Annotated in this window: 18 protein-coding genes and 2 tRNA genes; 17 read left to right on the top strand and 3 right to left on the bottom strand. The window is 38.5% G+C overall.

Annotation, left to right across the window (positions count from 1 at the left end; translation table 11 throughout):
* Window positions 1–4: 4 nt before the first annotated feature.
* From hflX to ACYSNQ_RS06980, 14 genes are all read left to right on the top strand, one after another.
* Window positions 5–1246, top strand: coding sequence for a GTPase HflX (gene hflX, locus ACYSNQ_RS07045; protein WP_426082179.1), 1242 nt, complete (start codon window positions 5–7; stop codon window positions 1244–1246).
* Window positions 1243–2505, top strand: coding sequence for a methionine gamma-lyase family protein (locus ACYSNQ_RS07040; RefSeq protein WP_426082178.1), 1263 nt, complete (start codon window positions 1243–1245; stop codon window positions 2503–2505). The genes hflX and ACYSNQ_RS07040 overlap by 4 nt, the downstream gene beginning before the upstream one ends.
* Before the next feature lie 314 nt (window positions 2506–2819).
* Window positions 2820–3203, top strand: coding sequence for a MerR family transcriptional regulator (locus ACYSNQ_RS07035; protein ID WP_426082177.1), 384 nt, complete (start codon window positions 2820–2822; stop codon window positions 3201–3203).
* 36 nt (window positions 3204–3239) lie between these two features.
* On the top strand, window positions 3240–4580 hold the full coding sequence (gene glnA, locus ACYSNQ_RS07030; protein ID WP_426082176.1) for a type I glutamate--ammonia ligase: 1341 nt from the start codon (window positions 3240–3242) through the stop codon (window positions 4578–4580).
* A 329-nt stretch (window positions 4581–4909) separates the two neighbouring features.
* The gene (gene nifJ / locus ACYSNQ_RS07025) at window positions 4910–8593 is read left to right on the top strand and encodes a pyruvate:ferredoxin (flavodoxin) oxidoreductase (RefSeq protein ID WP_426082174.1); all 3684 of its coding nucleotides are present in this window, start codon (window positions 4910–4912) and stop codon (window positions 8591–8593) included.
* 234 nt (window positions 8594–8827) lie between these two features.
* Window positions 8828–9715 carry a diadenylate cyclase CdaA gene (cdaA, locus tag ACYSNQ_RS07020; protein ID WP_426082306.1) on the top strand — a complete coding sequence of 296 codons (888 nt, stop codon included), beginning with the start codon at window positions 8828–8830 and terminating at the stop codon, window positions 9713–9715.
* Window positions 9712–10833 (top strand): CdaR family protein, encoded by a 1122-nt coding sequence (locus ACYSNQ_RS07015; RefSeq protein WP_426082172.1) that lies wholly within the window; start codon window positions 9712–9714, stop codon window positions 10831–10833. The genes cdaA and ACYSNQ_RS07015 overlap by 4 nt, the downstream gene beginning before the upstream one ends.
* 48 nt (window positions 10834–10881) lie before the next feature.
* Entirely contained in the window at window positions 10882–12240 is a 1359-nt protein-coding gene (glmM, locus tag ACYSNQ_RS07010) for a phosphoglucosamine mutase (RefSeq protein WP_426082170.1), read from the top strand.
* 568 nt (window positions 12241–12808) lie between these two features.
* Complete coding sequence (gene glmS / locus ACYSNQ_RS07005) at window positions 12809–14620, top strand: glutamine--fructose-6-phosphate transaminase (isomerizing) (protein ID WP_426082169.1); 1812 nt, start codon at window positions 12809–12811, stop codon at window positions 14618–14620.
* Window positions 14621–14849: 229 nt separating this feature from the next.
* On the top strand, window positions 14850–15140 hold the full coding sequence (locus ACYSNQ_RS07000; RefSeq protein WP_426082167.1) for a hypothetical protein: 291 nt from the start codon (window positions 14850–14852) through the stop codon (window positions 15138–15140).
* Window positions 15141–15263: 123 nt separating this feature from the next.
* Window positions 15264–16232 (top strand): hypothetical protein, encoded by a 969-nt coding sequence (locus ACYSNQ_RS06995; protein WP_426082166.1) that lies wholly within the window; start codon window positions 15264–15266, stop codon window positions 16230–16232.
* A 355-nt stretch (window positions 16233–16587) separates the two neighbouring features.
* The gene (locus ACYSNQ_RS06990; RefSeq protein ID WP_426082165.1) at window positions 16588–17442 is read left to right on the top strand and encodes a hypothetical protein; all 855 of its coding nucleotides are present in this window, start codon (window positions 16588–16590) and stop codon (window positions 17440–17442) included.
* A 244-nt stretch (window positions 17443–17686) separates the two neighbouring features.
* The gene (locus ACYSNQ_RS06985) at window positions 17687–18490 is read left to right on the top strand and encodes an SGNH/GDSL hydrolase family protein (protein ID WP_426082164.1); all 804 of its coding nucleotides are present in this window, start codon (window positions 17687–17689) and stop codon (window positions 18488–18490) included.
* Window positions 18491–18973: 483 nt separating this feature from the next.
* The gene (locus tag ACYSNQ_RS06980; RefSeq protein ID WP_426082162.1) at window positions 18974–19381 is read left to right on the top strand and encodes a pyridoxamine 5'-phosphate oxidase family protein; all 408 of its coding nucleotides are present in this window, start codon (window positions 18974–18976) and stop codon (window positions 19379–19381) included.
* A gap of 328 nt (window positions 19382–19709) precedes the next feature.
* Here ACYSNQ_RS06980 and ACYSNQ_RS06975 read toward each other — a convergent pair.
* Window positions 19710–19781: transfer RNA gene (locus ACYSNQ_RS06975), tRNA-Arg, on the bottom strand.
* A gap of 59 nt (window positions 19782–19840) precedes the next feature.
* Here ACYSNQ_RS06975 and rpoN point away from each other — a divergent pair.
* Complete coding sequence (rpoN, locus tag ACYSNQ_RS06970) at window positions 19841–21169, top strand: RNA polymerase factor sigma-54 (protein WP_426082160.1); 1329 nt, start codon at window positions 19841–19843, stop codon at window positions 21167–21169.
* 671 nt (window positions 21170–21840) lie between these two features.
* Window positions 21841–22593, top strand: coding sequence for an alpha/beta fold hydrolase (locus ACYSNQ_RS06965; RefSeq protein WP_426082159.1), 753 nt, complete (start codon window positions 21841–21843; stop codon window positions 22591–22593).
* A 498-nt stretch (window positions 22594–23091) separates the two neighbouring features.
* Here ACYSNQ_RS06965 and ACYSNQ_RS06960 read toward each other — a convergent pair.
* Both ACYSNQ_RS06960 and ACYSNQ_RS06955 read right to left on the bottom strand, forming a co-directional pair.
* Window positions 23092–23164, bottom strand: a tRNA-Thr gene (locus tag ACYSNQ_RS06960).
* A 378-nt stretch (window positions 23165–23542) separates the two neighbouring features.
* A complete protein-coding gene (locus tag ACYSNQ_RS06955; protein WP_426082158.1) occupies window positions 23543–25051 on the bottom strand; it encodes a helix-turn-helix domain-containing protein in 1509 nt (502 codons plus the stop codon).
* A gap of 259 nt (window positions 25052–25310) precedes the next feature.
* Here ACYSNQ_RS06955 and ACYSNQ_RS06950 point away from each other — a divergent pair, with 259 nt between their 5' ends.
* Complete coding sequence (locus tag ACYSNQ_RS06950) at window positions 25311–26300, top strand: immunoglobulin-like domain-containing protein (RefSeq protein ID WP_426082157.1); 990 nt, start codon at window positions 25311–25313, stop codon at window positions 26298–26300.
* Window positions 26301–26634: the final 334 nt, after the last annotated feature.

Below are 26634 nucleotides of genomic sequence, written 5' to 3'. Positions count from 1 at the left end.
AGAAATGGAGAGTAGTAAAGAAAAAGTGATTCTGGTCGGCGTAGAAACAGATGATAATACCAAACAGTTTGATTATTCCATGCAGGAATTAAAAAAATTGACTGAAACGGCACAAGGGGAAGTTGTCTTTTGCTTAACGCAGAAAAGGCAAAAAATTGACCGTCAGACAGTGATTGGCAAGGGCAAGCTGGAAGAATTAATTAATTTTTCAGATGCCTATGAGGCGGATTTGGTTATTTTTAATCATGAACTAACACCTAGACAAAATCAGCTGATTGGTGAGGCATTAGGTATTCGTGTAATTGATAGAGTACAGCTGATTTTAGATATTTTTGCTCTGCGGGCTCGTTCCAGAGAAGGTAAATTACAGGTAGAGCTGGCACAGTTGAACTATCTGTTGCCCAGACTAATTGGTCAAGGCAAGCATCTTTCCCGTTTAGGCGGAGGAATCGGCACTAGAGGGCCGGGAGAAACCAAGCTGGAATCAGACAGACGCCATATTAGAAATAAGCTGACGGCAATCAGAAGAGAGCTGAAAGAGGTTGCTGCGCACAGAGAACGAAGCAGACAGAAAAGACAAAATGCAGATGTATTTCAAATCGGCTTGATTGGTTATACAAACGCGGGAAAATCTACAATTATTAATTTATTGACAGCAGCTAAAACATATTCAGAAGACCAGCTTTTTGCAACGCTCGATCCTTTAACAAAGAAATGGCAGCTGCCTAACGGGATGGTTGTTACAATTACGGATACAGTAGGTTTTATTCAAGACTTGCCTACACAGCTGATTGAAGCATTTCACTCGACGCTTGAGGAAAGTAGAGAAATGGATTTGCTTCTTCATGTAGTGGATGCCAGTGCTGAAAATCGACTGCAGCACGAACAAACGGTAACAAAGCTAATAACAGAACTGGATTTGGGAAAAATTCCTGTTTTAACAATTTATAATAAGAGTGATTTGTTGCAGACGGATGAGTTCGTACCAACTTTGTTCCCTAACGTGTTGATTTCTGCTAAGAATAGTCAGGATAAAGAAAAACTGATTAATAGAATCCGCGAAAAAATGATGGAGTTGCTGGTGCCTTATGAGTTTGAAGTAAGTGCGGATCAAGGCCATGAGTTAAGCGCGTTAAAAAGACAGACAATCTTATTTTCAGAAGAATTTTTGGAAGATCAAAACAGCTATTTAGTGCGCGGCTTTGCGAAAAAAGAATCAAAATGGGTTAGGAGAAATGAAGAATGAGCTGGACAGAACAATTTCATCCCAAACTAGTTCAAAAAATAGCTGAAGTAACTCAGCAGATTGAACCTCGGATAAAAAAGCTGCAGCAAACTGCGTTGTCAAATCAGGCGAAGGTGCTGAGAGCCTTTAGAAACCAGCAAATATCAGAAGTACATTTTCAGCCGGTGACAGGCTATGGTTACGATGATTTGGGCAGAACGGCTCTGGAAAATGTATATGCGGAGGTTTTTGGTGCAGAACAAGCACTAGTTCGTCCACAAATTATTTCCGGTACCCATGCAATAGCAACAGCATTATTTGGCATTTTGCGACCTGGAGATGAGCTGCTGTATATTACAGGAACACCATATGACACACTGCTGGAAGTTATTGGTCTTACTGGCAATGGAATCGGCTCAATGAAAGAGTATAATATTGGCTATGATCAAATTGATTTATTAGCGGATGGTACAGTTGATTTTCAGAGCTTGGCAGGAAAAATAACAGCGAAAACCAAAATGATTGCAATTCAACGCTCCAGAGGATACGCAGCAAGACCCTCTTTTACGATTGAGGCTATCAAGGAAATGATTGAAAGAGTTCGAGCTATTGCTCCCGATATAGTAGTTTTTGTTGATAATTGTTATGGCGAATTTGCAGAGGAACTAGAGCCCACTCAAGTTGGTGCGGATATTATGGCAGGTTCATTGATTAAAAATCCTGGGGGAGGCATCGCTAAAACTGGAGGCTATTTAGCAGGAAAGGCAGAATTGGTAGAGCGTTGTGCCTATCGTTTAACGACGCCTGGGGTAGGGAGTGAGGGTGGTGCCATGCTCTATGCTGTCTATGATATGCTACAGGGCTTTTTCCTTGCTCCTCATGTGGTTAGTCAGGCAATCCAGGGAGCTGTTTTCACCGCGGCGTTATTGGAATCGTTCGGTGTGGAATCAACGCCAAAATGGAATGATGAACGGACGGATCTAATTCAAATGGTAGAACTAAAAAATAAGGATGCGATGATAGCTTTCTGTCAGGCAATTCAAAAATTTTCACCAATCGATGCGTTTGTTACTCCTATTCCTGCTTATATGCCGGGATACGAAGATGATATTATCATGGCAGCAGGAACCTTTGTCCAGGGGGCAAGCATGGAGCTGAGTGCTGATGGTCCTATTCGGGCACCTTATATCTTATATGTACAAGGGGGGCTTACCTTAGAGCATGTGAAAATTGCAGTTTCTAACGCAGTAAATGAAGTTTTTTATTCAAAAAAACAATAAATTTGTTTAAGTGGATTTTTTAAATTTTTACAAGCAGCAGGAGATAGTTGGTTTTTTTTCAATTATTCTTCTGCTGTTTTTTGTAAAAGCTGTCTAAGGTTTCGACTAATGATCTATTCAAGACAGCCTAATTTTAATAGTTTAATAAAAATAAACAACGGAAAAGAGCGGCTTAAAAGAAAAAGCAGCTTCCAGACAAGAAAAAAACGTTAAAACCGAACGAAAAATAATTAATGTGAGGAAACCTAACATTAATCGTTGACAAGAGAAAAAAGTGCTGTTATTCTATTACCAACTAAGAGAGGGGGGTGGATATGAGAGAAAAGGAACTGAGGAGATCAATGTCAGTTTTTCCGATTGGTACAGTTATGAAATTAACTGATTTATCAGCACGTCAAATTCGGTATTATGAGGAACAGGACCTGATTCATCCGGAAAGAAGTGATGGCAATCGCCGAATGTATTCATTGAATGATATTGATACACTGCTTGAGATAAAGGATTATCTTTCAGATGGTCTAAACATGGCAGGAATCAAACGGGTATACACAATGAAGCTAGAGGAACAGAAAAACGGCAAAAATTCCGGCAGGCCTTTAACTGATGAAGATGTCCGGAAAATTCTATACGATGAAATTCTTTCTCAGGGAGGACTGGCTCAACAGAATCCATTCCAATCGCAAGGACCGAAACTATAATTTCGGATAAAAAAATGAAGGACGTGAAGGGAACTTATGACAAGAAAAGAAAACAGTGTGGATGATATCAAACGAATTGCCGAGGAAGAGAATGTCCGTTTTTTACGATTAATGTTTACGGATATTATGGGAACGATTAAAAATGTTGAGGTACCTGTCAGTCAGTTGGAAAAGGTATTAAGCAACAAAATGATGTTTGACGGATCATCTATTGAAGGCTTTGTACGTATTGAAGAAAGCGATATGTACTTGTATCCTGATTTATCGACATGGATGATTTTTCCATGGGAAAGTGATCATGGGAAAGTTGCTCGTTTAATTTGTGATATTTATAATCCAAATGGCGAACCTTTTGCAGGCGACCCTCGTGGGAATTTAAAACGGGCTTTGACAGATATGAAGGAGCTTGGTTTTTCTTCATTCAACTTAGGACCAGAGCCGGAATTCTTCTTATTCAAGCTTGATGAAGATGGGGAAATTACAACAGACCTGAATGATAAAGGCGGTTACTTTGACTTTGCACCTACTGATTTAGGTGAAAACTGCCGTCGTGATATTGTCTTGGAATTAGAAAGTCTGGGCTTTGAAGTCGAAGCTTCTCACCATGAAGTGGCTCCAGGTCAGCACGAAATTGACTTCAAGTATGCGGATGTGATTGAAGCTTGTGACAATATTCAAACCTTTAAATTGGTTGTAAAAACAATTGCCAGAAAACATGGACTACATGCAACCTTCATGCCTAAGCCGTTGTTCGGGATCAATGGATCAGGCATGCACTGTAACATGTCATTATTTACTGAAGCTGGAAATGCCTTTTTTGATGAAGAAGGACCAATGCAGCTGAGCCAAACTGCTTATCATTTTCTTGGTGGCTTGCTGAAACATGCTCGTGCATATACGGCTGTGTGCAATCCAACAGTAAACTCATACAAACGTTTGGTTCCAGGCTATGAGGCACCTGTATACGTTGCCTGGAGTGGTAGAAACAGATCGCCCCTAGTTCGTGTACCTGAATCAAGAGGCTTATCTACTCGTTTGGAGCTGCGCTCGGTTGATCCTTCGGCTAACCCTTATCTAGCTATGGCTGTGCTGCTTCAAGCAGGACTGGACGGCATCAGGAATGAACTAACGCCGCCAAACGCTGTAGACCGCAATATCTACATTATGAATGAAGAAGAACGAAAAGAAGCACAAATTGAAGACTTGCCTTCTACAATCCACAATGCAATTAAAGAGCTTCGTAAAAATGAAGTGATGAGAGATGCCTTGGGCGAACATATCTTTGCAAACTTTGTTGAAGCAAAACGTATGGAATGGGCAGCCTTCCGTCAGACAGTTTCTGAGTGGGAAAGAGAACAATATTTGGAATTGTATTAATATCTATTGAAGAACTATGCAGCCGTTGTATTGCATAGTTCTTTTTTTATGCCATTCTAAACACTCTTCCGATGAAGAAATAACTATTTTTTTCACAATTTTTTCAAATGCTGATTATAAAAACTATAGTATGTCAGCAGAAAAAAATAAGATTTTTATGCATTATATAGCAGTCTATGAAGGAAACAGAAAAAAAAGAAATAATAAATTATTGTAAGTTTGTGAAAAAAATCTATAAAATGTTTCAATACCTTCAAGTATCCGTTATAATAAACTGGTATGTATAAATGATGAAATTATTTTTTGAAATAGAAGGATGATGAAATTAAATGCGTAAAATGAAAACAATGGACGGAAACACAGCAGCTGCTTATATCTCCTATGCGTTTACAGAGCTTGCAGCAATTTACCCAATTACACCAAGCTCAACGATGGCTGAGCTGGTGGATCAGTGGTCTGCTGAAGGTCGAAAAAATTTGTTTGGGCAACCAGTTAAAATTGTTGAAATGCAGTCAGAAGCTGGAGCTGCCGGTGTTGTTCACGGTTCATTAAAAACAGGAGCCTTGACTACTACTTATACAGCATCGCAAGGACTACTGTTGATGATTCCTAATATGTATAAAATTGCCGGTGAACTGCTGCCGACTGTTTTTCATGTTGCCAGTAGAGCAGTTACAACAGGTGCATTAAATATTTTTGGTGATCATGGAGATGTGATGGCAGCCCGTCAGACTGGCTTTGCTATGCTTTGTGAGAGTAGTGTTCAGGAAGTGATGGATTTATCTCCAGTGGCGCATTTGGCATCATTGGAATCCAAAATACCATTCATGAACTTCTTTGATGGATTTAGAACGAGTCATGAAATTCAAAAAATTGAAGTGCTGGAATATGATGAACTGCTACCGCTGCTAAACGAGGATGCCTTACAGGATTTCAGAGAGAGAAGTATGAATCCCAACCATCCTTCAGTTAGCGGAACAAATCAAAATCCGGATATCCATTTTCAACAGCGGGAAACAGTGAATCAATATTATGAGCAGCTCCCGGCTATTGTCAGAAATTATATGAAAGAAATCAATAAGCTGCGTGGAACCAATTATGATTTGGTTACTTATTATGGTGCAGAGGACGCAGAAGAAATTATTGTATCGATGGGTTCTGTTGCTCAGACAATTGAGCAGACTGTAGATTATTTAACAGCGGCTGGCAGAAAAGTCGGTTTCTTAAATATTCATTTATTCCGGCCGTTTCCTCTTGAGACGTTTTTAGAGAAGCTGCCTAAAACAGTAAAATCAGTAGCTGTGCTTGACCGAACAAAGGAAGCTGGTGCCGGCGGTGAACCGCTGCTGCTTGATGTTCAGAGTGCGCTTTATGAAAGTGACAGCCGTCCTGCTGTAATCGGCGGGCGCTATGGATTGGGCTCGAAAGATGTTTTGCCTAACCAGATTATTGCTGTTTATGACGAGCTATTAAAAGAAAAAAATGAAAGAAATACCCGTTTTACTTTGGGAATTGTCGATGATGTCACAAATACATCTCTTGATTCAGGAGAGTCATTAGACTTAACTAACCCAAAAACCTATCAGGCTAAGTTCTGGGGATTTGGATCAGATGGAACAGTTGGAGCGAATAAATCCGCTATTAAAATTATTGGTAATCATACGGATAAATTTGCACAGGGCTATTTTCATTACGATTCTAAAAAATCAGGTGGGCTGACTGTCTCCCATTTACGTTTTGGAGAAACACCGATTCGTTCCACTTATCTGATTGAAAATGCAGACTTTATTGCCTGCCATACAGCTGCATATCTGCATACGTATGACTTGCTGAAAGGCTTGAAAAAGGGTGGGACCTTCCTGCTGAACTCTATTTGGAGTGACGAACAGCTGGAACGATTTTTGCCAAATAAGCTAAAAAAATACATTGCTGAAAATGATATTCAGTTCTATACAATTAATGCTGTAAAGCTAGCTAGTGAAGTAGGACTAGGCGGCAGAATCAATACTGTTATGGAAACAGCCTTCTTTAAGTTGGCAAACATTATTCCTTTTGAAGAGGTTTTACCAATACTAAAAGATGAAGCCTTGAAGAGTTATGGGCATAAATCAATGGCAGTCGTTGAAAAAAATATTCAGGCAATCGACCGAACAGTAGAACTGCTTCATAAAGTGGATGTTCCAATGGCTTGGAAAGACTGTGAACTAAGTACAGAAAAAACTGATTTGACCGTTTCAAAATATGTAAGAGAAATCGTTGAACCGATTAATCGACAAGAGGGGAATGCGCTCTCTGTCGGAACATTGATTGATAACGGCATGGTGGATGGCCGAATGCCGTTAGGAACAACTGCTGTAGAAAAACGGGGCGTTGCTCTGGAAGTTCCGGAATGGATTAGCGACCGCTGTACAATGTGTAATGAGTGTTCCTTTGTTTGTCCTCATGCGGCAATTCGTCCTTTCTTAGCTGATGATGAAGAAATGACGGAAGCACCAGCAGGCTACATTGTCAGAGAAATGCGCGGCGCAGACGGCTTGAAATATCGTATTCAGGTTTCTATCGAAGACTGTACCGGCTGTGGACTATGTGTAGAAGCGTGTCCGGCAAAAGGAAAAGCGCTTGTGATGAAGCCATACAATGAACAAAAAGAACAAGCAATGAACTGGGCCTTCTCAATGACCTTGAGACAAAAGGAAAACCCTGCAAAAGCCAATACGGTTCTAGGCTCTCAGTTCAACAAGCCGTTACTTGAATTTTCCGGTGCCTGCTCAGGCTGTGGCGAAACGCCTTATGTAAAGCTGCTGACGCAAATGTTTGGCGACCGTATGATGATAGCTAATGCAACAGGCTGTTCCTCTATCTGGGGTGCTGCTGCACCAGTGGCACCATACACAACCAATGATCAAGGACAAGGACCTGCCTGGTCGAATTCCCTATTGGAAGACAATGCGGAATTTGGCTATGGAATGTTTTTGGCAAATCAGACAAGACGGGAATACCTAGCTGAAAAAATGGATGAAGGCATGGCTGCTGCTTCAGAAGAACTGCAGGCATTAATGAAAGACTGGCAGATTCATCTTCATGACAGTGATGGCACACAGCAACGGGCAGCTAAGTTAAAAGCAGCTTTAGAAAATGAAAAATCCGGACAGCCGCTGCTTGAAGCGGTGTATCAAGACAATGATCTTTTTGCCAAACCTAGTCAATGGATGATTGGCGGCGACGGCTGGGCTTATGATATAGGTTATGGAGGTATCGATCATGTACTGGCCAGCGGAGCGGATGTGAATATGCTGGTGTTGGATAATGAGGTTTACTCTAATACTGGTGGTCAGACATCTAAAGCAACTCCAGCTTCAGCTATTGCGAAGTTTTCAGCCAGCGGGAAATATGTATCCAAGAAAGACCTTGGGATGATGGCGATGACATACGGAAATGTATATGTTGCTCAAATAGCCTCTGGAGCTAATCAAATGCAAACAATTAAAGCATTTGAAGAGGCAGAAAAATTCCCTGGACCATCAATTATCATTGCATATACTCCTTGTATTGCTCACGGTTTAAAAGGCGGGATGAGTCAGACGCTTCAAGAAGCAAAAGAAGCTGTCCAGTCAGGATACTGGTCGCTTTACCGCTATAACCCTGAGTTAAGAGAAAAAGGCAAACTTCCGATGACCTTGGACTTCAAAAAACCAGTATTTGATGAGATGAAAGACTTTATGCGCAAGCAAGTTAGATTCTCGGCTTTAGAAGCGACACAAGCTGAATATGCTGGTAAGCTCTTTGAAAAAACGGTTAATGACGCCAAGACAAGATTCTATAATTATGCACGGCTAGCTGGACAGGAAGAAAAGCTGCGGGAAAAACTTGAAAAAAGCGAAATGTCTGTAACAGCAGAAAGTCGCCCTGTCAGAGAAAAGAAAGAACGTGTGAAAGATCCGGAAGCGGAAGCACGCCGGGCTGCAAGAAGAGCAGAACGGGCTGCTAAAAGAAGTCAGGAATCAAACGAATAGATAAAAATACGGTTTTTACTTTATCAAGGCTGGAAACTGGGCTGTATGATTTTGAGCGTAGCAAACGGGGTTAACTGTTGATAAATTGAAAATTGATTAGTTTTTTCATAACTTTTAGAAAAATGTGTGTTCATTTTTCTAAAAGTTTCTTTTGCTTATCAGTATTCTGTAATCTGTAAAAAATTTATGCTATACTAAAAAGGAATTCTTCAGAGAGAAGTGATAACCTATATGATATCTTTTCAAATCAGTCAGTTTTTTGATGTAAGTTATTGGCAGAAATTCATCTCGACGGATTTATTATCCCGCAATTTTATTATAAATATTATCGATATTCTGGTTGTCTGGTACTTAGTATATAAATTAATTATGCTGGTCAGAGGAACCAAAGCTGTTCAGCTTCTAAAAGGTGTAGCTGTTTTTATCATTATCCGAATAGTCAGTGAGATTGTCGGACTGCATACCTTATCCTGGCTGATGAATCAGGTGATTATGTATGGCGTAATTGCAGCCGTAGTCATTTTTCAGCCGGAAGTCCGGCGCGGCTTGGAACACTTGGGCAGAAGCTCTTTCTTCAAACCTTCTAAAAATGAGCAGCAGGAAGATGAAAAAATGATTTTGGCTTTTGACAAGGCGATTCAATATATGTCAAAGCGTAAAATTGGTGCTCTGATTACTGTTGCAAGAAACACAGGCTTAGAGGAGTATATTGAGACAGGAATCGATTTGGATGCGGATATTACCGGAGAACTGCTAATAAATATTTTTATTCCAAACACACCGCTTCATGACGGCGCGGTTATTGTTGAAGACGGAAAAATTGCGGTAGCTTCAGCGTATCTGCCTCTTTCCGAAAGTAATCTAATTCCTAAAGAATTTGGTACTCGGCATAGAGCCGCTGTGGGGATTAGTGAAGTAAGCGATGCAGTGACAATCATCGTCTCTGAAGAGACGGGAGATGTTAGTTTGACATTGAACAATGAATTAATCTCCAAGCTCACCCAAGAGGAATATTTGAAAATCCTCAGAGAAGAGTTGGTTCCTGCCGAAGATGAAAAAGATAAAAAGAACCTCCTACAGCATTTTATTGATGGTGTGACTAAAGGAGGGAAAAAGAAATGAAGAAGGCTTCACAAAGCAATTGGTTTTCCGGATTGCTGGCATTATTGTTTGCCTTGCTGCTTTTCTTTAATGCTAACTCAGACGGAAATTCTGGAAACACGGTTACAACTAGTCAGGTATACGATGAAATGCTCTACAGTATCCCTATTCAATTGAACTATGATCAAGACCAATACTTTGTTTCCGGCTATGAAGATACAGTAACAGTGCATCTAAGTAGTGCAAACCGGATTCAGTTAAACCTTGAAGCGAATGAAGATACTAGGAAATTTCAAGTAGTCGCTGATTTAACGAACGTTTCTGTTGGAACTTCAGAGGTCCCTCTAAGAGTGACAGGCTTGAGTTCAGCAGTTACGGCAAATATTGAACCGGCAACAATTACCGTTACGATTGAGAAAAAAGTAACAAAGAGCTTCGACGTAGAGGCACAGATTCCCGACAGCTTTAACGCAGAAGGGTATAAGGTGGAAAGCATTGCAGTTAGTCCTAAAAAAGTTGAAATAACCACTGGTGAAGAGACAATGGCAGAAATCGCTAAAGTGGTTGCACCGTTATCCAGTGTTACTCAATCAAGCGATACAATTAAACAAACGGTCAATGTACAGGCTTTAGACAGCAGAGGTCAAGTGTTAAGTATCGAAAATCCGGCACCACAGGTTAAAGTTACTGTACAGCTTTCTCTGCCTAAGAAAGAAGTTGCTCTAAGGGTTGTAAGCACAGGCTCGCCTCCTGCAGATGTTTCCGGCTATACATTTGATGTTTCTGAACAAATGGTAGAAATCAGCGGTTCTAATTCTGTATTAGAAACGATTGATACTCTGGAAGTCCCTGTAGATGTGACGGGCATCAGTACCTCTGTGAAGCAGACAGTAGGTATTCCGGCAAACGGTGATTATACAGTGTCGCCAACTAAAATTGAAGTAACAATTAATCCAGTATACTTACGTTCAGGCTCTGATAGTCAGGTGAACGGCGGGACTGGTGAAGGGACAGCTACTAGCAATTCGAGTAAAACAGAAGAAACAAAAACCTCGGAAACTAGCAGTGAGGTGAGTGGCAGTGGTGGCGAAAAGCCTTCTTCTTCAACCTCCTCGTCAGATACCCAAGAGTCATCCTAGTAAATAAGAGGTGCACAAAATTAACTAATGTGATTAAGGAGAATAGTGATGGGCAAATATTTTGGTACAGATGGAGTTAGAGGAATAGCCAATAAGGAGCTGACACCTGAACTGGCATTTAAATTGGGGCGTTATGGCGGCTATGTATTAAGTCAGCACGCAGAGGATGAATCGCGCAAGCCTCGAGTACTTGTAGGCAGAGATACTCGGGTATCCGGACAAATGCTTGAACAAGCATTAATTGCAGGCTTGTTGTCTGTAGGTATTGAAGTCTTCCAGCTAGGCGTCATTGCAACCCCGGGTGTGGCTTATCTAACACGTCTGCAGAAGGCTTCTGCAGGAGTAATGATATCTGCCTCACATAATCCCGCTGAAGACAACGGTATTAAATTTTTCGGTTCAGACGGTTTCAAATTGGTTGATGATCAGGAGCTGGAGATTGAAGCATTACTTGACAGCGAAGAAGATACATTACCGCGCCCCTCAGCTGAAGGCTTGGGCTCAGTTGAAGAATTTCCAGAAGGGCTTCTAAAGTACTCTCAGTTTCTTGTACAAACTATTCCCGGAGATTTGAATGATTTGACAGTTTGTATTGATGCTGCTAATGGTGCAACAGCAACTTCTGTCAATCGTTTGTTTGCTGATTTAGAGACAGATTTCTTCACTATGGGAACCAGTCCCAACGGCTTGAATATTAATGATGGTGTAGGCTCTACCCATCCTGAGAAACTAGCGGAAATGGTTGTTGAAAAAGGGGCAGATGCAGGTCTGGCTTTCGATGGTGACGGTGATCGCTTGATAGCTGTAGATGAGCTGGGAAATATAGTTGACGGTGACAAAATAATGTTCATTTGCGCAAAGTATCTGGCTGAGAAAAAACGCTTGAAAAAAAATACAATCGTTACAACAGTTATGAGCAACTTAGGTTTCCGTAAAGCTGTGGAAGCCGCTGGCATGGAAGATGTCATTACTCAAGTCGGCGATCGCTATGTTGTAGAAGAAATGAGAAAAAATGACTATAATTTTGGCGGTGAGCAGTCTGGTCATATGGTTTTTCTGGATTATAATACAACAGGAGACGGGATGCTTTCAGGGATTCAACTGCTGAATGTAATGAAGCAGACTGGTAAGAAACTTTCTGAACTTGCTGGAGAGATTACAGTCTACCCGCAAAAGCTGGTTAATATTCGCGTCACTGATAAGCATAATGCGATGGAAGTGCCAGCAATCAAGGCAATTGTTGAAAAAATGGAAGCAGAAATGAATGGTGATGGCAGAATTTTAGTGCGTCCATCAGGAACTGAACCGCTGCTTCGAGTGATGGCAGAAGCACCAACTAAAGAAAAAGTTGATTATTATGTAGATACGATTTCTGCTGTTGTTGAAGCAGAAATTGGGATTAAATAATATAAAAAAGAAAGTTTAAAAAAGTGCAGTATATGCCTTTTTTAAACTTTTTTGCTTTTCTTAAAGATCAAATCAGAAGTTGAACGATTTAATTTTATTTCAAAAATCGACTATTGCCAAACTCTATTTTTTGAAAGAAATTAAAATAATTATTTTTACTTTTTCAATGGCTGTCTAGTATAAAATATCGTTTTCAATGAGAAGAAAACACGCTTTTTTAGATGATTATGGACAATCAAATTCTTTCTTTTGTGTATATACCAATTATTTGTTTTATTTTTTTTGTTGACAAAATACTCTGTGTTGATATATTATTTATTATGTTTCCATGATACTTTTTAGAAGGAGGATTATGTATACCAATTAAAGGGGAGCGCCAGGCCTGGCAAATAACCAGGTGACGAGGGAGAAGTTTATCGAGGATTCGGCGGGTGACTTCAGGGACTGTACTCTACAGATTAGTCTAAAAAATAATTGTAAAATTATAACAAAGAGCTAATCACACAGATGGAAACACATGATGAAATTGTAGTGTAAGACTCAATTGGAGAAGGTAGGAAAAGACATTATGTGCGGAATTGTCGGAATCATTGGTAAAGAAAATGCAGCAGGAATATTATTACAGGGATTGGAAAAACTTGAATATCGAGGCTACGATTCAGCCGGGATTTATGTAACGAATGAAGCTGGTGAAGATCATTTGATAAAATCTCAAGGGAGAATCGCTGACTTACAAAGTAAAATAAAAGAAGAAGTCAATGGAAGCATTGGGATTGGTCACACGCGCTGGGCAACTCATGGAAAACCGAGTGAAAGAAATGCTCATCCTCATACTTCAGCGACAGGACGCTTCACATTAGTTCACAATGGCGTTATAGAAAATTTTGAAGAATTAAAACAGGAATTTCTTCAAGGAACAACGCTGAAGGGAGAAACAGATACAGAGATTGTTGTGTATCTAATCGAATATTTTTCGAAAGAAACAGCGAATGCTGGAGAAGCACTGAAAGCTGCTTTAAATGTAATTAGAGGCTCTTACGCTTTTGCTTTGATAGATAATCAACACCCAGAGGTTATCTACGTGGCTAAGAATAAAAGCCCCTTGCTGATTGGCTTGGGTGACGGGTTTAATGTGATTTGCAGTGATGCGATGGCTATGCTTCAGGAGACAAACCATTTTGTAGAAATTGCTGATGGAGAACTAGTGACAGTCAAAGCAGACAGTATTCACATTGAGGATCAGAAAGGAAATTTGGTTTTCCGTGAATCTTATGAGGCACAGCTGGATTTAAATGATATTGAAAAAGGGACCTATCCTTATTATATGCTGAAGGAGATTGATGAACAGCCGGGAGTTATGCGTAGAATTATTGAAAACTATCTAGATGATTCCGGAAAAGATTTGATTAATAAAGAGATTGTCAAAACCGTCTCTGAAAGTGATCGGTTATATATCATTGCTTGTGGAACAAGCTATCATGCAGGCTGGGCAGGACAAAAAATTCTGGAACAAATGACAGGAATTCCAGTAGAGGTTCATCTGTCCAGTGAATTTAGTTATAATATGCCGTTGTTGTCCAAAAAACCGATGTTCATCTTTTTAAGTCAAAGTGGTGAAACAGCTGACAGCCGTCAGGTGCTAGTACAAATCAATCAATTAGGTCTTCCGTCATTAACGCTGACCAATGCTGCCGGTTCAACTCTTTCTAGAGAAGCGACCTATACACTGCTGCTTCATGCGGGACCAGAAATTGCAGTTGCTTCAACGAAGGCATATACGGCACAAATTGCTGTTTTGGCAATTTTGGCTGTTAGTGCAGGCAGATACCAGAAGACGCAGGCTGCTGAAGCGTTTGATATTGCTCATGAGCTGAGCGTAGCAGCATCTGTAATGGAGGCAGTTATCGACGAAAAAATGCTGATTAGTCAATTAGTGGAAACATTTCTTAACAGCACTCGCAACGCATTCTATATCGGACGCGGGATGGACTATTATGTTTCGATGGAAGCAGCGTTGAAGTTAAAGGAAATTTCTTATATTCAAGCGGAAGGCTTTGCAGCTGGGGAGCTGAAACATGGAACAATTGCCCTAATTGAAGAAGGAACACCAGTTATTGGGATCATTACTGACAAAAAAACAGCAGCTCATACCCGTGGAAACTTAAAAGAAGTTGAGAGCCGGGGAGCACAGACCATAGTGATTGTTACAGAAGCTTTGGCTAAGGAAACAGACCAACTGGTTATTCCCGATGTCCATCCACTGTTGAGTGCCTTAGTCAGTGTGGTTCCTACACAGTTAATCGCCTATTTTGCAACTTTGCAAAGAGGCTATGATGTAGATAAGCCGAGAAATCTGGCAAAGAGTGTAACAGTAGAATAGTAGCTGATACAGGTGATTAAACAATCATGAAATTCCTGTTTCAAGTCATTGAAAATATCTCCAAAGAAAGAATCATAGGATTTTTTCTTTGGAGACTTTATATTGTGGAATATCCTAATTAAAAAACGGCTGTTATTAAAATGTAAAGTATACAGTTATGTTTCTAACTGCGGTTGAGATATGTTAGAATGAAACACAACAGCGAATACAAGAGCGGAGGAAACATGATATGGAACATCAGGTACAAGCAATGACGTTTGGGGAACTTAAAAAGATTGTGACAGAGTTAGAGAGCAACGAAGCTGTTACAGATGAAACCAGAATTTTTATTGATACTGGCTGGGATAGTGTTCAGGAAGTGGATCCGGAAGCCTTTCACGTAGAAAAAATAAAACAGTTTAAAGTTGAAGACGAGCTGACTAAGGAATGGTATTCAGGTTTTTCATTATTAGAGAAGTCAGAAAAAATGAAGGCAGATGGACCAGAAGAAACGGCAGTTATTTTGAGAAATTTATATTAAGTATTTTCTAAAAACAAAGAAAAGCTTATTTGAAAATCCTTTTTTCAAGTATACAGGCTTTTCTTTTTTTGTTATTATCAGTATAAATAGTGAATGAAAGGAAATAGAAAGGTGGTACTTCCGATGACGAATAAAATACAATTTCCAAGAAATTATGATCGATTTATCGAGTTGGGAAAAGAAGCGGCAAATCAGGAAAATTATCTTGAAGCAATAGACTATTTTGAAGAAGCGTATGCTATTCGTCAAGAATTTCCCTTAAATTATCTGCTGGTGAGTGTATATGTGAAAGCTGGAGAAAATAAACAAGGACTTGCTCTTGCTGAAGAGATGAGGGAGCAATATCTTTCCTGCCTGGAATACATGGATACATTTGTTCAACTGCTTATTCTGAATCAACGTTTCATTAGTGCTCACAGTATTGTGAACGAACAGATTTTAAAAGAAAACTGCGGTGAAATGCGTTCACTGGTTAGAATAAAGAAAAAAATTCGTCAGGCCGAACTCCTTCATCAGCAGTTTGAAGTAAAAAAAATTAATGCCCTTAAAGAGGAGCTTGCTCAGCTGAAAAATGTTGATTACTATCAGCAGCTGGCACTGATAAGAAAATCTGTTTATCTACCTCAGAAAGAGTTTGTGGAGATGGCGCAAGTCGTTCTAGTTGATAAAGCCGTTCATAAGCTCGTCCGTTCATGGGTACTGGAAGAATTGGCGCATTTACATTATAAAAAAGAGGTTACGTTTTTATGGCGTGACGGACGTACATATCAAGTCGTTCCTGCTTCTCTGACTAAACCACTGGAAACCTCCTCCTATCAGCGAATTAAGCTGTTTTTAGAAAAAGAGCTGCTTCATGATAATCATATTCTTTATTTTGATTTACAGGAGGAGGTCCAGCTACATTTCGCTTTATTGTATCCATTTTCAGATAAGCTGATTAAAGATCCCAAGCTATGGGCCATGTGTTATATTCATTCTTATAGTGATAGTGATGCAGAAGCCTACCGAGATTACCTGGATACAGAGGAAGCAGAGCAAATCAAAGAAATGCAGCAAAATGTCCGGTTTGAATTAGCTGGGCTAAATGCATAATTAAATAAAAAAGCTAAGGCTTACTGAGCAATGCAGATAAGTAAAACACACTATATAAAATTGTGTTGGCCGGACAAAAAAGTGAAATTAATTCTTAGGACTTGAAACAAAACCAGGAAATTACTGGTTTTGTTTCAAGTTCTTCTTTTTAAAGAAGAGAAGCATCGCCAATTATCTGGATAGCCAGTCAGTAGCTTCTGAAATTTTTAACAACAGATTTGATCATTTTTTTAACATTATATTTACGAAATATTTTTAATAATTTTTATATTAAAATTCATTTTTTGTATTTATCAAAATATAATCATCTGTTATGATTTAATTAGCAATAAGAAAGGAATTATTAAGTTAGAAGATGGAAAAAGTTACGGGAATAGTTGGGTTAGGGTTGTTGTTTGGACTACCGACTACAGCAAGGGCAGAGAATCGGGATTATGTTCGTTTTAACGACAGGTCTATTACTTACGATTTAAGTAGTACCTTTGATAGCTATGCTTACGATCAGAGGTATGTAGAATTAGATGAGCTAGCTGAGAAGCTGGAGCTTGGTCTGATTTCTGAAAACGATTATGATGTAGCATATGAAGCAATTTATCAAAAATGGGAAGAAAAGATGGATTTCACTCAGCAGTTTGGTTTGTTTACTCCAGAATTTTTAACTTCAATGGAACGCTTTAGCGGAGGTTTTGATGATAACTATACCTCTTTTAATGGTTTGGAGGTTGCTGTAAATCTCAAAAGCTTTGTAGGTGAAGAAGGGAACACTAAAGACATCCGACCGCTAAGAAAATTAACTAAATTAGAAGAGCTCAATATCGAAATAACAAACCAGCTTAATTTATATGATCTAAAAAATGCACAGAATCTTAAAGACCTAAGACTTTATACGAGAGGTTATGGTAATGAAGAGGAAGAAGCAGAAGAGCAGCTGCATACACAAGCTTTATTAACTGATATCTCTGCGCTTTCTGAGTTAAATCAACTGGAACATATCATGATTTCTTCAGAAGGAATCATGCCGACAATAACTTTAAAAAGAGGGACAACTTTCTATGAGCTATATGATCCAATTGTTCCTTCTGACCAATTTCAGGATGCAGAAATGAGCTATAGTTCTCAGGATGAAGGCGGGACTTCTTTAATGGAAAGCAATGAACGGCTAAAATGGCATAACTTAACAGGTCAAGAAGAATTTCTCTCATTCAGCTGAAATATTGAAAAAGACAACTATAGTTTTTCTGGTGAAGGTCAAATACCGATTCGCTGGAAATAAGCAGTAAAAGCAGAAAGATGCTTCTGTTTTAAAGCTAGCTTCATGTTTTATGCGTATTTGCTTGTTAAGCAAGCATTGCTGCTTACCTTGGAAAAAATAACAGATGTTAGGATTGGGTTAACAATCATTTTCATATTTGCTATAATTACCCTTGGAGTGTTTATTTAGGGGAGGATTATAGATGAAAAAGATTATTGGGCTGCTGATAGTGTTAGTAGTTGGCGGTTTTGCTTTCTGGGGATATGAGACGTTTTTCTCTATCGATGAGGTTCAAGGAGAAGATGTTTATGATGTACCAGCATTCTCTTCTTTAAATAGGATTACCTACTCTCCTATGGGAGACAGTATCTCCAATGGCGCAATTACTTATAGACAGGATCAACGTTTCATCAGTGTTTTGGCTGATGCAATCAGCGCTTATTTTAATATTGAAGTAAACGAAATGGGTGTATATAAATCGGGTGCCAAGCTAAGCGACTTAGGTATTTCGAGTGTTGAGCAGATAAAAAGTCAGGAGCCTGATTTTATTACGATTGAATATGGGACCAATGATATTAAATCATATAGTGGTGAAGAAAGCTTGACTCAGTTCAAAGCAAATCTATCATACGTTATTACTGAGCTGCAAGAAAAAAATAGAGTCATCGTACTGGTTACAACCTGGAATAGAGATGAGAAAATTTCTCAGCTTTATGATGATGTTATTATTCAAACCGGTGAAAAATATGGAGTACCAGTAGCGAATATCAGAGAATTGTGGACAGAGAGAAAAGATACGATTGATCCCAAATCTAAAAATAGTTATTTAGGCTATTCAGATAAACAGTTAATCAACGATATGCATCCAAATGAATTTGGTCATTCTGAAATTGCACGAGTCATATTTGAAACAGTGAAAGATGACTTAGCTGAGTATATTAATACGCCAGATGTCTCAGTATTAGGCGAGTTATTTTCCACGACCTCAATCTCTACTGTAAAGTAAAAGGATGGATTTAGCTGGGTAGATATTTATGGACAAAATGGCTTGTTTTTTGACTGAACTAATTGGTGCTTGTCTCTATAATAATTTATGTTGGTAGAAAATCCTTAAGGAAAATCTGCCAACATTTTTTAGTGTTTAAACGCAAGAAAAGGAACAATAAACGGATAAAAAAGATTTAGCTGTACGGGTGGATAGCAATATTGTCATTATCACCTCTTGCTCAAAAGTCTGCTGACTCAGACAGATAATGTTGATAACGATTCAACTATATTTAATGCTGCAGGTTGTTTATGGTAACAAAAAAATAGGCAAGCTGCTCATCAATAAAGTCAGCTGCTTCTGATTAGCTATCCAGACCATTGGTAAAGTATTCTTGTGTTAGTAGAAAAATCAGAAGTTCTGCTTCAAAATTCGGGGTTTATAATTCCTAATTCATTTCACTTTAGGTATAATAGATTAAAGATGAAAAGAGGCGGCGTGGAGATGATTGAAGAAATTCGCAAATTAATTGCAGGGGGCAATTCTTTTTTACTGTCCACGAATGATCGAAATGGATTTCCAAATACAATAGTTGTGTCTAAACCGATTGCAAGAGTTGATTTTCATACATTGAAGTTTTATGTAGACGGTGATGGCGATACTGTCAAGAATATTCAGCAAAACAACAAAGGGAACGTTTGCTGTTATAATGATGGAACATTTGAGAGCCTGCTGCTGAAAGGTGTTTTCTCTGTTCATTCGATTGAGGATTATCAAGTGATTGAAGACCGCTTGAATGATTATCAAAAATTGCTGAATCATAAGAATCCGGTTATTCTTTCTTTTGAAGTGTATACTGCTAAAATTCACCAATATGGAACCACTGTTTTTAAAGAAATTGACAAGCCCTAAGCAGGCAAACTGGTCGCTGCTAAAAGACTGTGTACAAGAACTGTCTTATTTCAAATGTATCTTTATCTGAATTTAAAGAGCTGCATCAATGTCAACTTGACAAATGGTGCAGTTCTTTTTTATAAAAAAACACATCCTAAGATGTGTAAAAACCAATTTTGCTCTTGTTTACTTTCGCTCAGTCGACAGTCTGGAGATTAAATCAAAACGTCGGTTTTCTTTGAAAACCGACGTTTTGATTGCTGTTAAAAGTGTGTTATAATCCTGTAAGAAGCCTTATGGGACAATGTTTATATCACTATAAGTTATTACTCTCTTTTTTGAAAAACGCGTCCTGAGGGAATCGAACCCCCGTCTCAAGAACCGGAATCTTACGTGATATCCACTACACTAAGGACGCAAGCACGAATACTAGTTTAGCTGATATTTCGAAAAAAAACAAGTAGGAGATTGAAATTTATGAAATTTGAGCAGCATTTGTCGCAGCAGCAGAAGCAAACACAAAAGCTTGCTATGACCCAACAGCTCCAGCAATCAATTCAGGTATTGCAGTATAATTCAGAAGAACTGCAAACATATATAGAAAATAAGGCGTTGGAAAATCCTTTGATTGAGCTGCAAAGTGGTCTTAACTCGCATACATACTCCGCCGGAGGTACCGGTCAATATAATAATGACAAAGAGTCCAATCTAATGAATCAGATACCAGATAATTCGCTTTCCTTGTTTGAGTATGTGATTGATCAGATTCACTTGAATTATCGAGATACATATTTGCGGAGTCTGATTTTATTTTTAGCAGAATTTCTTGACTTGAATGGCTATCTAACAATTTCTTTGGAGGAAGCAGAAAAGCAGACTGGAGCAGATGCAGTCCAAATGCTGGACGCATTAGTTTTACTGCAACAGCTTGATCCTGCTGGGGTTGGTGCAAGAGACTTGAAAGAATGTCTGTTGCTTCAAATTGAAAGGGATAATCAAGCTCCAGCGCTTGCCTATATAGTTATTGAAGAAGAATTTGAAGCTTTTGCACAAAAGAAATGGGCAACTATTAGTAAAAAATTTGATATTGAACTATCGGAGATACAAGAGATTTTTGATTTTATTCAAACATTGACTCCATCGCCCGGCAGTATATTTGGTTCGACTGCAGGACTATATATTCGTCCAGATTTAAAGGTTGTGAATCATGAAGGGCAGTTGACGGTGATTTCCAGTAAGGAGGGAATGCCGGCAATACGTTTTCAAGAGGCCTATTTTAAAAAAATGGAGCAGACGGATGATCAGGAAGTAAAAGCATATATTGTAGAAAAGAAAAAGGAATTTGAATGGCTGCAGAAAACAATCGTTCAACGTGGAGATACTATTTTACGTGTAGGAAAAGAAATCGTGGAACGTCAGCAGGCGTTTTTCCTTGAAGTTAGTCGTCCGCTAAGGCCAATGACCCTAAAAGAAATTGCTAAAACTTTAGATATTCATGAATCCACAGTAAGTAGGACAGTCAATGGAAAATATATGGAAACTGAATTTGGTTCGTTTGAACTGCGTTCTTTTTTTTCTCAGGGGATTGCTAGTACTGAGCGGAATGGCGAAGATCGTTCAGCAGTTGATGTGAAACAACAAATCCAGCAGCTGATTGCAGCTGAGGACAAAAGCAGACCCATTTCAGATCAAAAACTGGTTGAAAGCTTAAAAGAAAAGAATATCGATATTGCCCGCAGGACGGTAGCCAAATATAGAGAGGCTTTGGGAATTCCAGCGTCCTCTAAACGTAAAAGGTATGATTAAAGAAACGATCGAAGAAAATTTCTTTAAGACTAGAGAATTACAGTTGAATAATCGTTGGCGAGAAATATTGATTCAAAAAAACATCTATAAGAATAAGCCGGATATACTGAAAATTGCTGTGTCTGTTTTCAGTATATCCGGTTTATTGCTCGTGGCTTAATATTTTTATACAGGGCACCGAATTTCTAATTATTTTGAAAAAATTTTTATAGCAAAATAGTAAAGAAATGCCAGCATCCGACTGGTCAACCTTAGTGGCAGCATCAGAAGAGGTATAGCGGAATAGTTGCTATAATGAGCCAACCAAAAGCTGTCTCTCATCCTTTAATACAAGCATAAAAGATACTGCTTAAAGTAAAATTTCTAGTAAAAGCATTAAAAAGAAAATTGACTAAAAAGTGAATTTCAAAAAAGGAATACAAAGTTTCTTTACTCGAATTATCTAGCCGGAGTCGTTATTCAGTCAAGAAAACAATAGTCATGGGTAGATAACTAAACCATGATTCTCAGCAGGGGCTTACCAAAATTATGGTACAATTTATTAAAAGAAATAGAGAAGGGTGGGCTTGTGATGGGCTGCTGGAATAAAAAAATAGAACAGCAAGGTTAAGTACTGCTGTTGCCTTGCTTGTTCATCAGAATCAATTAAATGAATACAGGAGGGAAATGCTATGAGCTATTTCAAGTACAAACAGAAGAATATTTATTTTTCAGTAGCTGGAGAAGGAGAGCCAGTGCTCTTTCTTCATGGAAATACGTCCTCATCAAAAATGTTTGAGCCGTTATTGCCTCGTTATAATGGCTGCCGAATTATATTGATTGATTTTTTAGGATATGGAAAGTCGGATAGAGTCGAAGAGTTTCCAACTAATCTATGGATGGATGAAGCTCGACAAGTGGTTAAGCTGATTGAACATCTCAATTTAAAGAGTATTTATCTAGTTGGGACAAGTGGAGGGGCATGGGCAGCAGTTAATGCAGGATTACTTCGTCCGGATTTAATTAAAGGTGTCGTAGCTGATAGCTTCGATGGAAGAACGCTTCATACTGGTTTTGCTGAAGAGCTTGTGCAAGAAAGAGCTACTGCTCAATCCAATCCAGCAGCTGCTGAGTTTTACGAGTGGTGTATAGGTAGTGATTGGCAAGAGGTTGTAGCCAAGGATACTGCTGCCTTATTGAGACTTTCAAAGTCCGAACAAGAATTATTTATCAAACCTTTGTCAGCCTTTAAAAGCGGACTGCTTCTTACAGCTTCTAAGGAAGATAAAATGATTCGCCCAATGATTGAGCAGGAGTATAAAAACATTCAGAAAGACATTCCACAAGCAAAAATTGTTCTTTTCGATGAAGGTGGACATCCTGCCATAGGCACGAATGCTGAACAGCTAGCGCAAGAGATACACCAATTCATTGAGGAAGAATGAATAAGTAGTGCATGAATGTTTGATAGAGATAATTGAGGTTAGATTGAATAAAATGAAAATTATTGTAAGGTGAATAGAATCAAAAGCAGAGTAGCTTCCAGCTGTTCTGCTTTTGAATTAGGGGAAATAAGTGAGGAAGGGAATAGATGGAAGAACTGAAGCTTACTTTTGATTTCAGCTATTCCTCCTTCGTTGAACAAAATAAAAAAGCCAGAAAGCTTTCTTATTTATAAATTTCTTTAAAATAGTCTACTCAATTACAATATCTTCTGTTGCAACAGGCTCGCCTAATGAAAACATTTCATCCGTAAAAGTAACAAGGATTGCTTCTCAAGAGTTGTTCCTCATTTAATTTATTTAAGCACAACATTCTCTGAATTTTTTGAAATCAAAAATTTCAAATTATATGGAGATAATTAAAGATTAGAAAGGGAAAAAATACATAAATAAAAAAACGACGAAGCGATTAAAAAATAATCGTCTCAGCGTTTATTAGAAAGCCACCTGACGGGCTCGAACCGTCGACCCCCACCTTACCATGGTGGTGCTCTACCAACTGAGCTAAGGCGGCATTTACATAACACAAGATACAGGATAACGTATAGCTATAAGCTTGTCAACTGGTTTTTATAAAATTAACCGTCGATTTCAGCTGCAGATAGAGCTAACCTGTGTAACCCCGATGATTAAGTTAGCATCATCACCTTTTTTCGTGATTTTCATCGCAAAGGTTGAATTATAACAACAGATAAATCTAAAAATGTTTATGTAAATAAAGTAGTTTGGATATATGATATCTTTTAAAAACAGTGAACGCAAGAACAATTGATGTCCTGCGTTTACTGTCTTAGTTTGATGATGAATCGTTTTGGGAACTAATCATCAATATGAGAGAGACTATGCTTTTTTTAGCTTTTTGCTTCGTCCCATTTATTTTTTCACGTATCCTTTAGCACATATTCGCTGCAGTAGTTTTAGCATTTCTATGTGCTCGCAACTGACTGCGTTCAATGATCTTTCTCAACTCAATAATGTTTCGCGGGGATAAAATATCTTCTACGACGACAATCTTATCCTTAGCAAAGTAATCAATATGATGGTTGCTAACATAGAGGTCACAATTATTCGTTGATTTGCGGGCATTGAAATCAAAATACGAAGTATTTTGAGTGACAACATTAATAGTATTGCAGAAATTCAATTTTAAGATGGAACCCAAGACTTCGGCATGTTCTTTGCCAAGGTCGCTAAGTACAGTAATTGAAATGGGACTGCGTTTACTGTATAAGTAGGTAGGAAGATTTTTCCAGTACATCATAAAATCATGGAGAATTTCGTTCAGATACATGGATTTCCAAGGAAACTGATCTCGCTTTTCCAAGTGGCTTAAGGTTTTAGAAATAGTGTTTGAGAACAAAATAAAGTTTTGGCGAATTGACTTACTTGAGTAAAAGAAACGTGAATAAATAATGTGCTTTTTATAGGGAAACACTTGATGGAGATAATAAATATTTTCAATGACCTGTTTGATTTTTTGACTGCTAATCGCATCTATTGGGATATCTAGTTCATTCACAAGATCCTCTATTAAAGAGGCCGCAGCAGATGAGATTATTTCTTTGTCCGTTTCTTTTTCTTGTCCAAAAATCCACCAAAAAACAGTATAATAAAAATCTTTATACCAGTCGTAATTTTGATCCTTTTTAGAAAAGGAATTGATTGAATCCAGTTTTTCTTGATAATCAGGCACCTTTGATTGTGCTAAAAATCCGGAAAAGGCTGAAGAAGTTGGCCATTCATTTTCTGTAGAGAAACCTTGATTAATTCTAGTTAAGGTTACTGCGATTGAGAACACCATATGAATAAGACGAATGTCGCTGAGATAAAGCTGAAAGTCTTCATTAATCTGCTTGACTAGTTCCAGTATTTTCTCTTTATCTAACTGAAAAGGCCAGTGATGAATACCGTAAACTTCTACAAAATAGGAAGTAAAAAAGTAACGGATTTCCCGTTCGCTTTTCCCTGAAAAAATAAACGGATTTCTCTCCATCATAATATTTCTTTCCCGCAAAGGAATATTAATTCTTTTCGATAATCTGTAGATTGATGAACTGCTGGTAAAACATCTTTTTTCGATACTTTCCGAGTACTCTCCTGGATGAAAAAAGACAGTTTCCAAAAGAGAAAAAGTATCTGAGTTTTTAATGATATCTGTATAGATATCATGAATCGAGTGATGGGCGGAGACAGACAGCTTCACACCGTATTTCTTGGACATGTCTATGGAGAGGTGTTCAGGCCAGCGTCCTTCTATATAGCGACAATCCATCATAACTGTTTTAGTCGAACAGTGAAGTTTTTTAGAGAGTTTCTCAGTTGTTAGCCAGTCCTCGCTGCCGTAGAGCAGGTTTAATAGTAAGATACGTCGAGACATATCTGTTGATAATAATCGTTCCATAATAAATTCGCTCCTCGTTTCAAAATCTTCCTATGTTTGAGAACATTTTGACATAGCCTTGTTATATAAGCGATTATACCATTTTTTTTCTATTTTTTTAAATTTAAAACAATCGAATTGTTATGTGTTTGAGACTAACAGGTATATTATAAGAATATAGAAAAGCAATAAATTTTGAAAAGACATAAAAATTTAATAAAAAGCAGATTTGAATTTATCGATAAATGTAAATCTCACCAATTAGCTTGGAGGGATCGACATGAAAACAAATGTAATGAAAATCGCAATGGCTGTAGGATTACTAACTTTTGCGGGAGGAACTACTTTTGCCGAAATCTATGACAAATCAGCTGATGAACAAAAAAAACACACACAAGTAAGTACAGATGCTGCCACAGATCAAACAAGCAGCAAAACTGCAGATTCTATAGCCGAAGCTAAGCCGATTGACACAAAAGCTGAGCTGAAAGCGAAGAAAGAAGCAGAGAGCAGCAGTAACACAGGTGCAGATTTTGTGCCGCCAGTAGTTACAGCAAATGCTGTAACGGTCAGTGTCGGCCAACTGGTAAATATTTATGAAGGCGTAACAGCGTATGATGATTACGATGGAGATCTTTCTGCAGCAGTTGGGGCAGAAGGAAATTTAGATACATCTAAAGCCGGTACACAAACTATTCGTTTTTCTGTTGCTGACAGCAGTGGGAATATTGGTTGGGCAGATAAAACCTTTACGATTACTGCACCTGAAAGCGTGCAACAACCAGCAGTTGTGACCGCACCGGCTGCTTCAACTAGTCAGCAGAATACTGAGGGAAATGACTCAGCGTCTGCTTATCAACCTATGACTATTTATATAAATGGTCAGGCAATTCCCTATCAAAATGGTGGTCAGGGCAGCGGTCAAAGTATCATTGACGGCAATCCTTACGGAACCGCCTCTACTTGGGGAGGAGCGGCAGTGCAGTCTGGCAGCGACGGACTAAATACACATTTTATTGGTCATAACCCAGGTATTTTTAATGCTGTTTTTTCTTTAGGAAGCGGCAGCCAGATAATCGTAACAGATGGTACCGGAGTACCAACGACTTATACAGTCAGCAGTATGGTACGGGTCGATGATTATGGCGCAGAGCTGAGCAGTGGAGCAGACATGTGGGACATGATTACTGGTTCTGGCGGCGGCGAGCGAATCTCACTGCAGGCATGTATCAATGATGATACCAATCTGATTGCATTTGCTTATAATTAATTGTAGTTATGCACATAAATTTCCCCAAAATTTATGCTAAAAGGCTGGGAATTGAGTCTATCTTTTTAAATTTCCAGTCTGATATAACCCTAGTTTTCTGTAAATGAAATACTGGGGAGGAATGCCGAGGATTTCAGTCCTCGGCTTTTCTATGTTCACAGAAATTCTGATGAACGTGAAAGAGCAGCTTTTGCAGAGATTTTTTTAAGGAGAACTATTATTTCAGTTTCAAAAGTATAAATAGTCTTAAACGTTATTTACTAAATAGGCTGGTTAGATAGGAATGGTTCCTACTTTTAGCAATAGTTTTCAATGTTTCATGATTTTTCGCTCA

The sequence above is a fragment of the Enterococcus sp. LJL51 genome (genome assembly GCF_054871795.1).
This window is presented reverse-complemented; position numbering and strand designations above follow the sequence as displayed.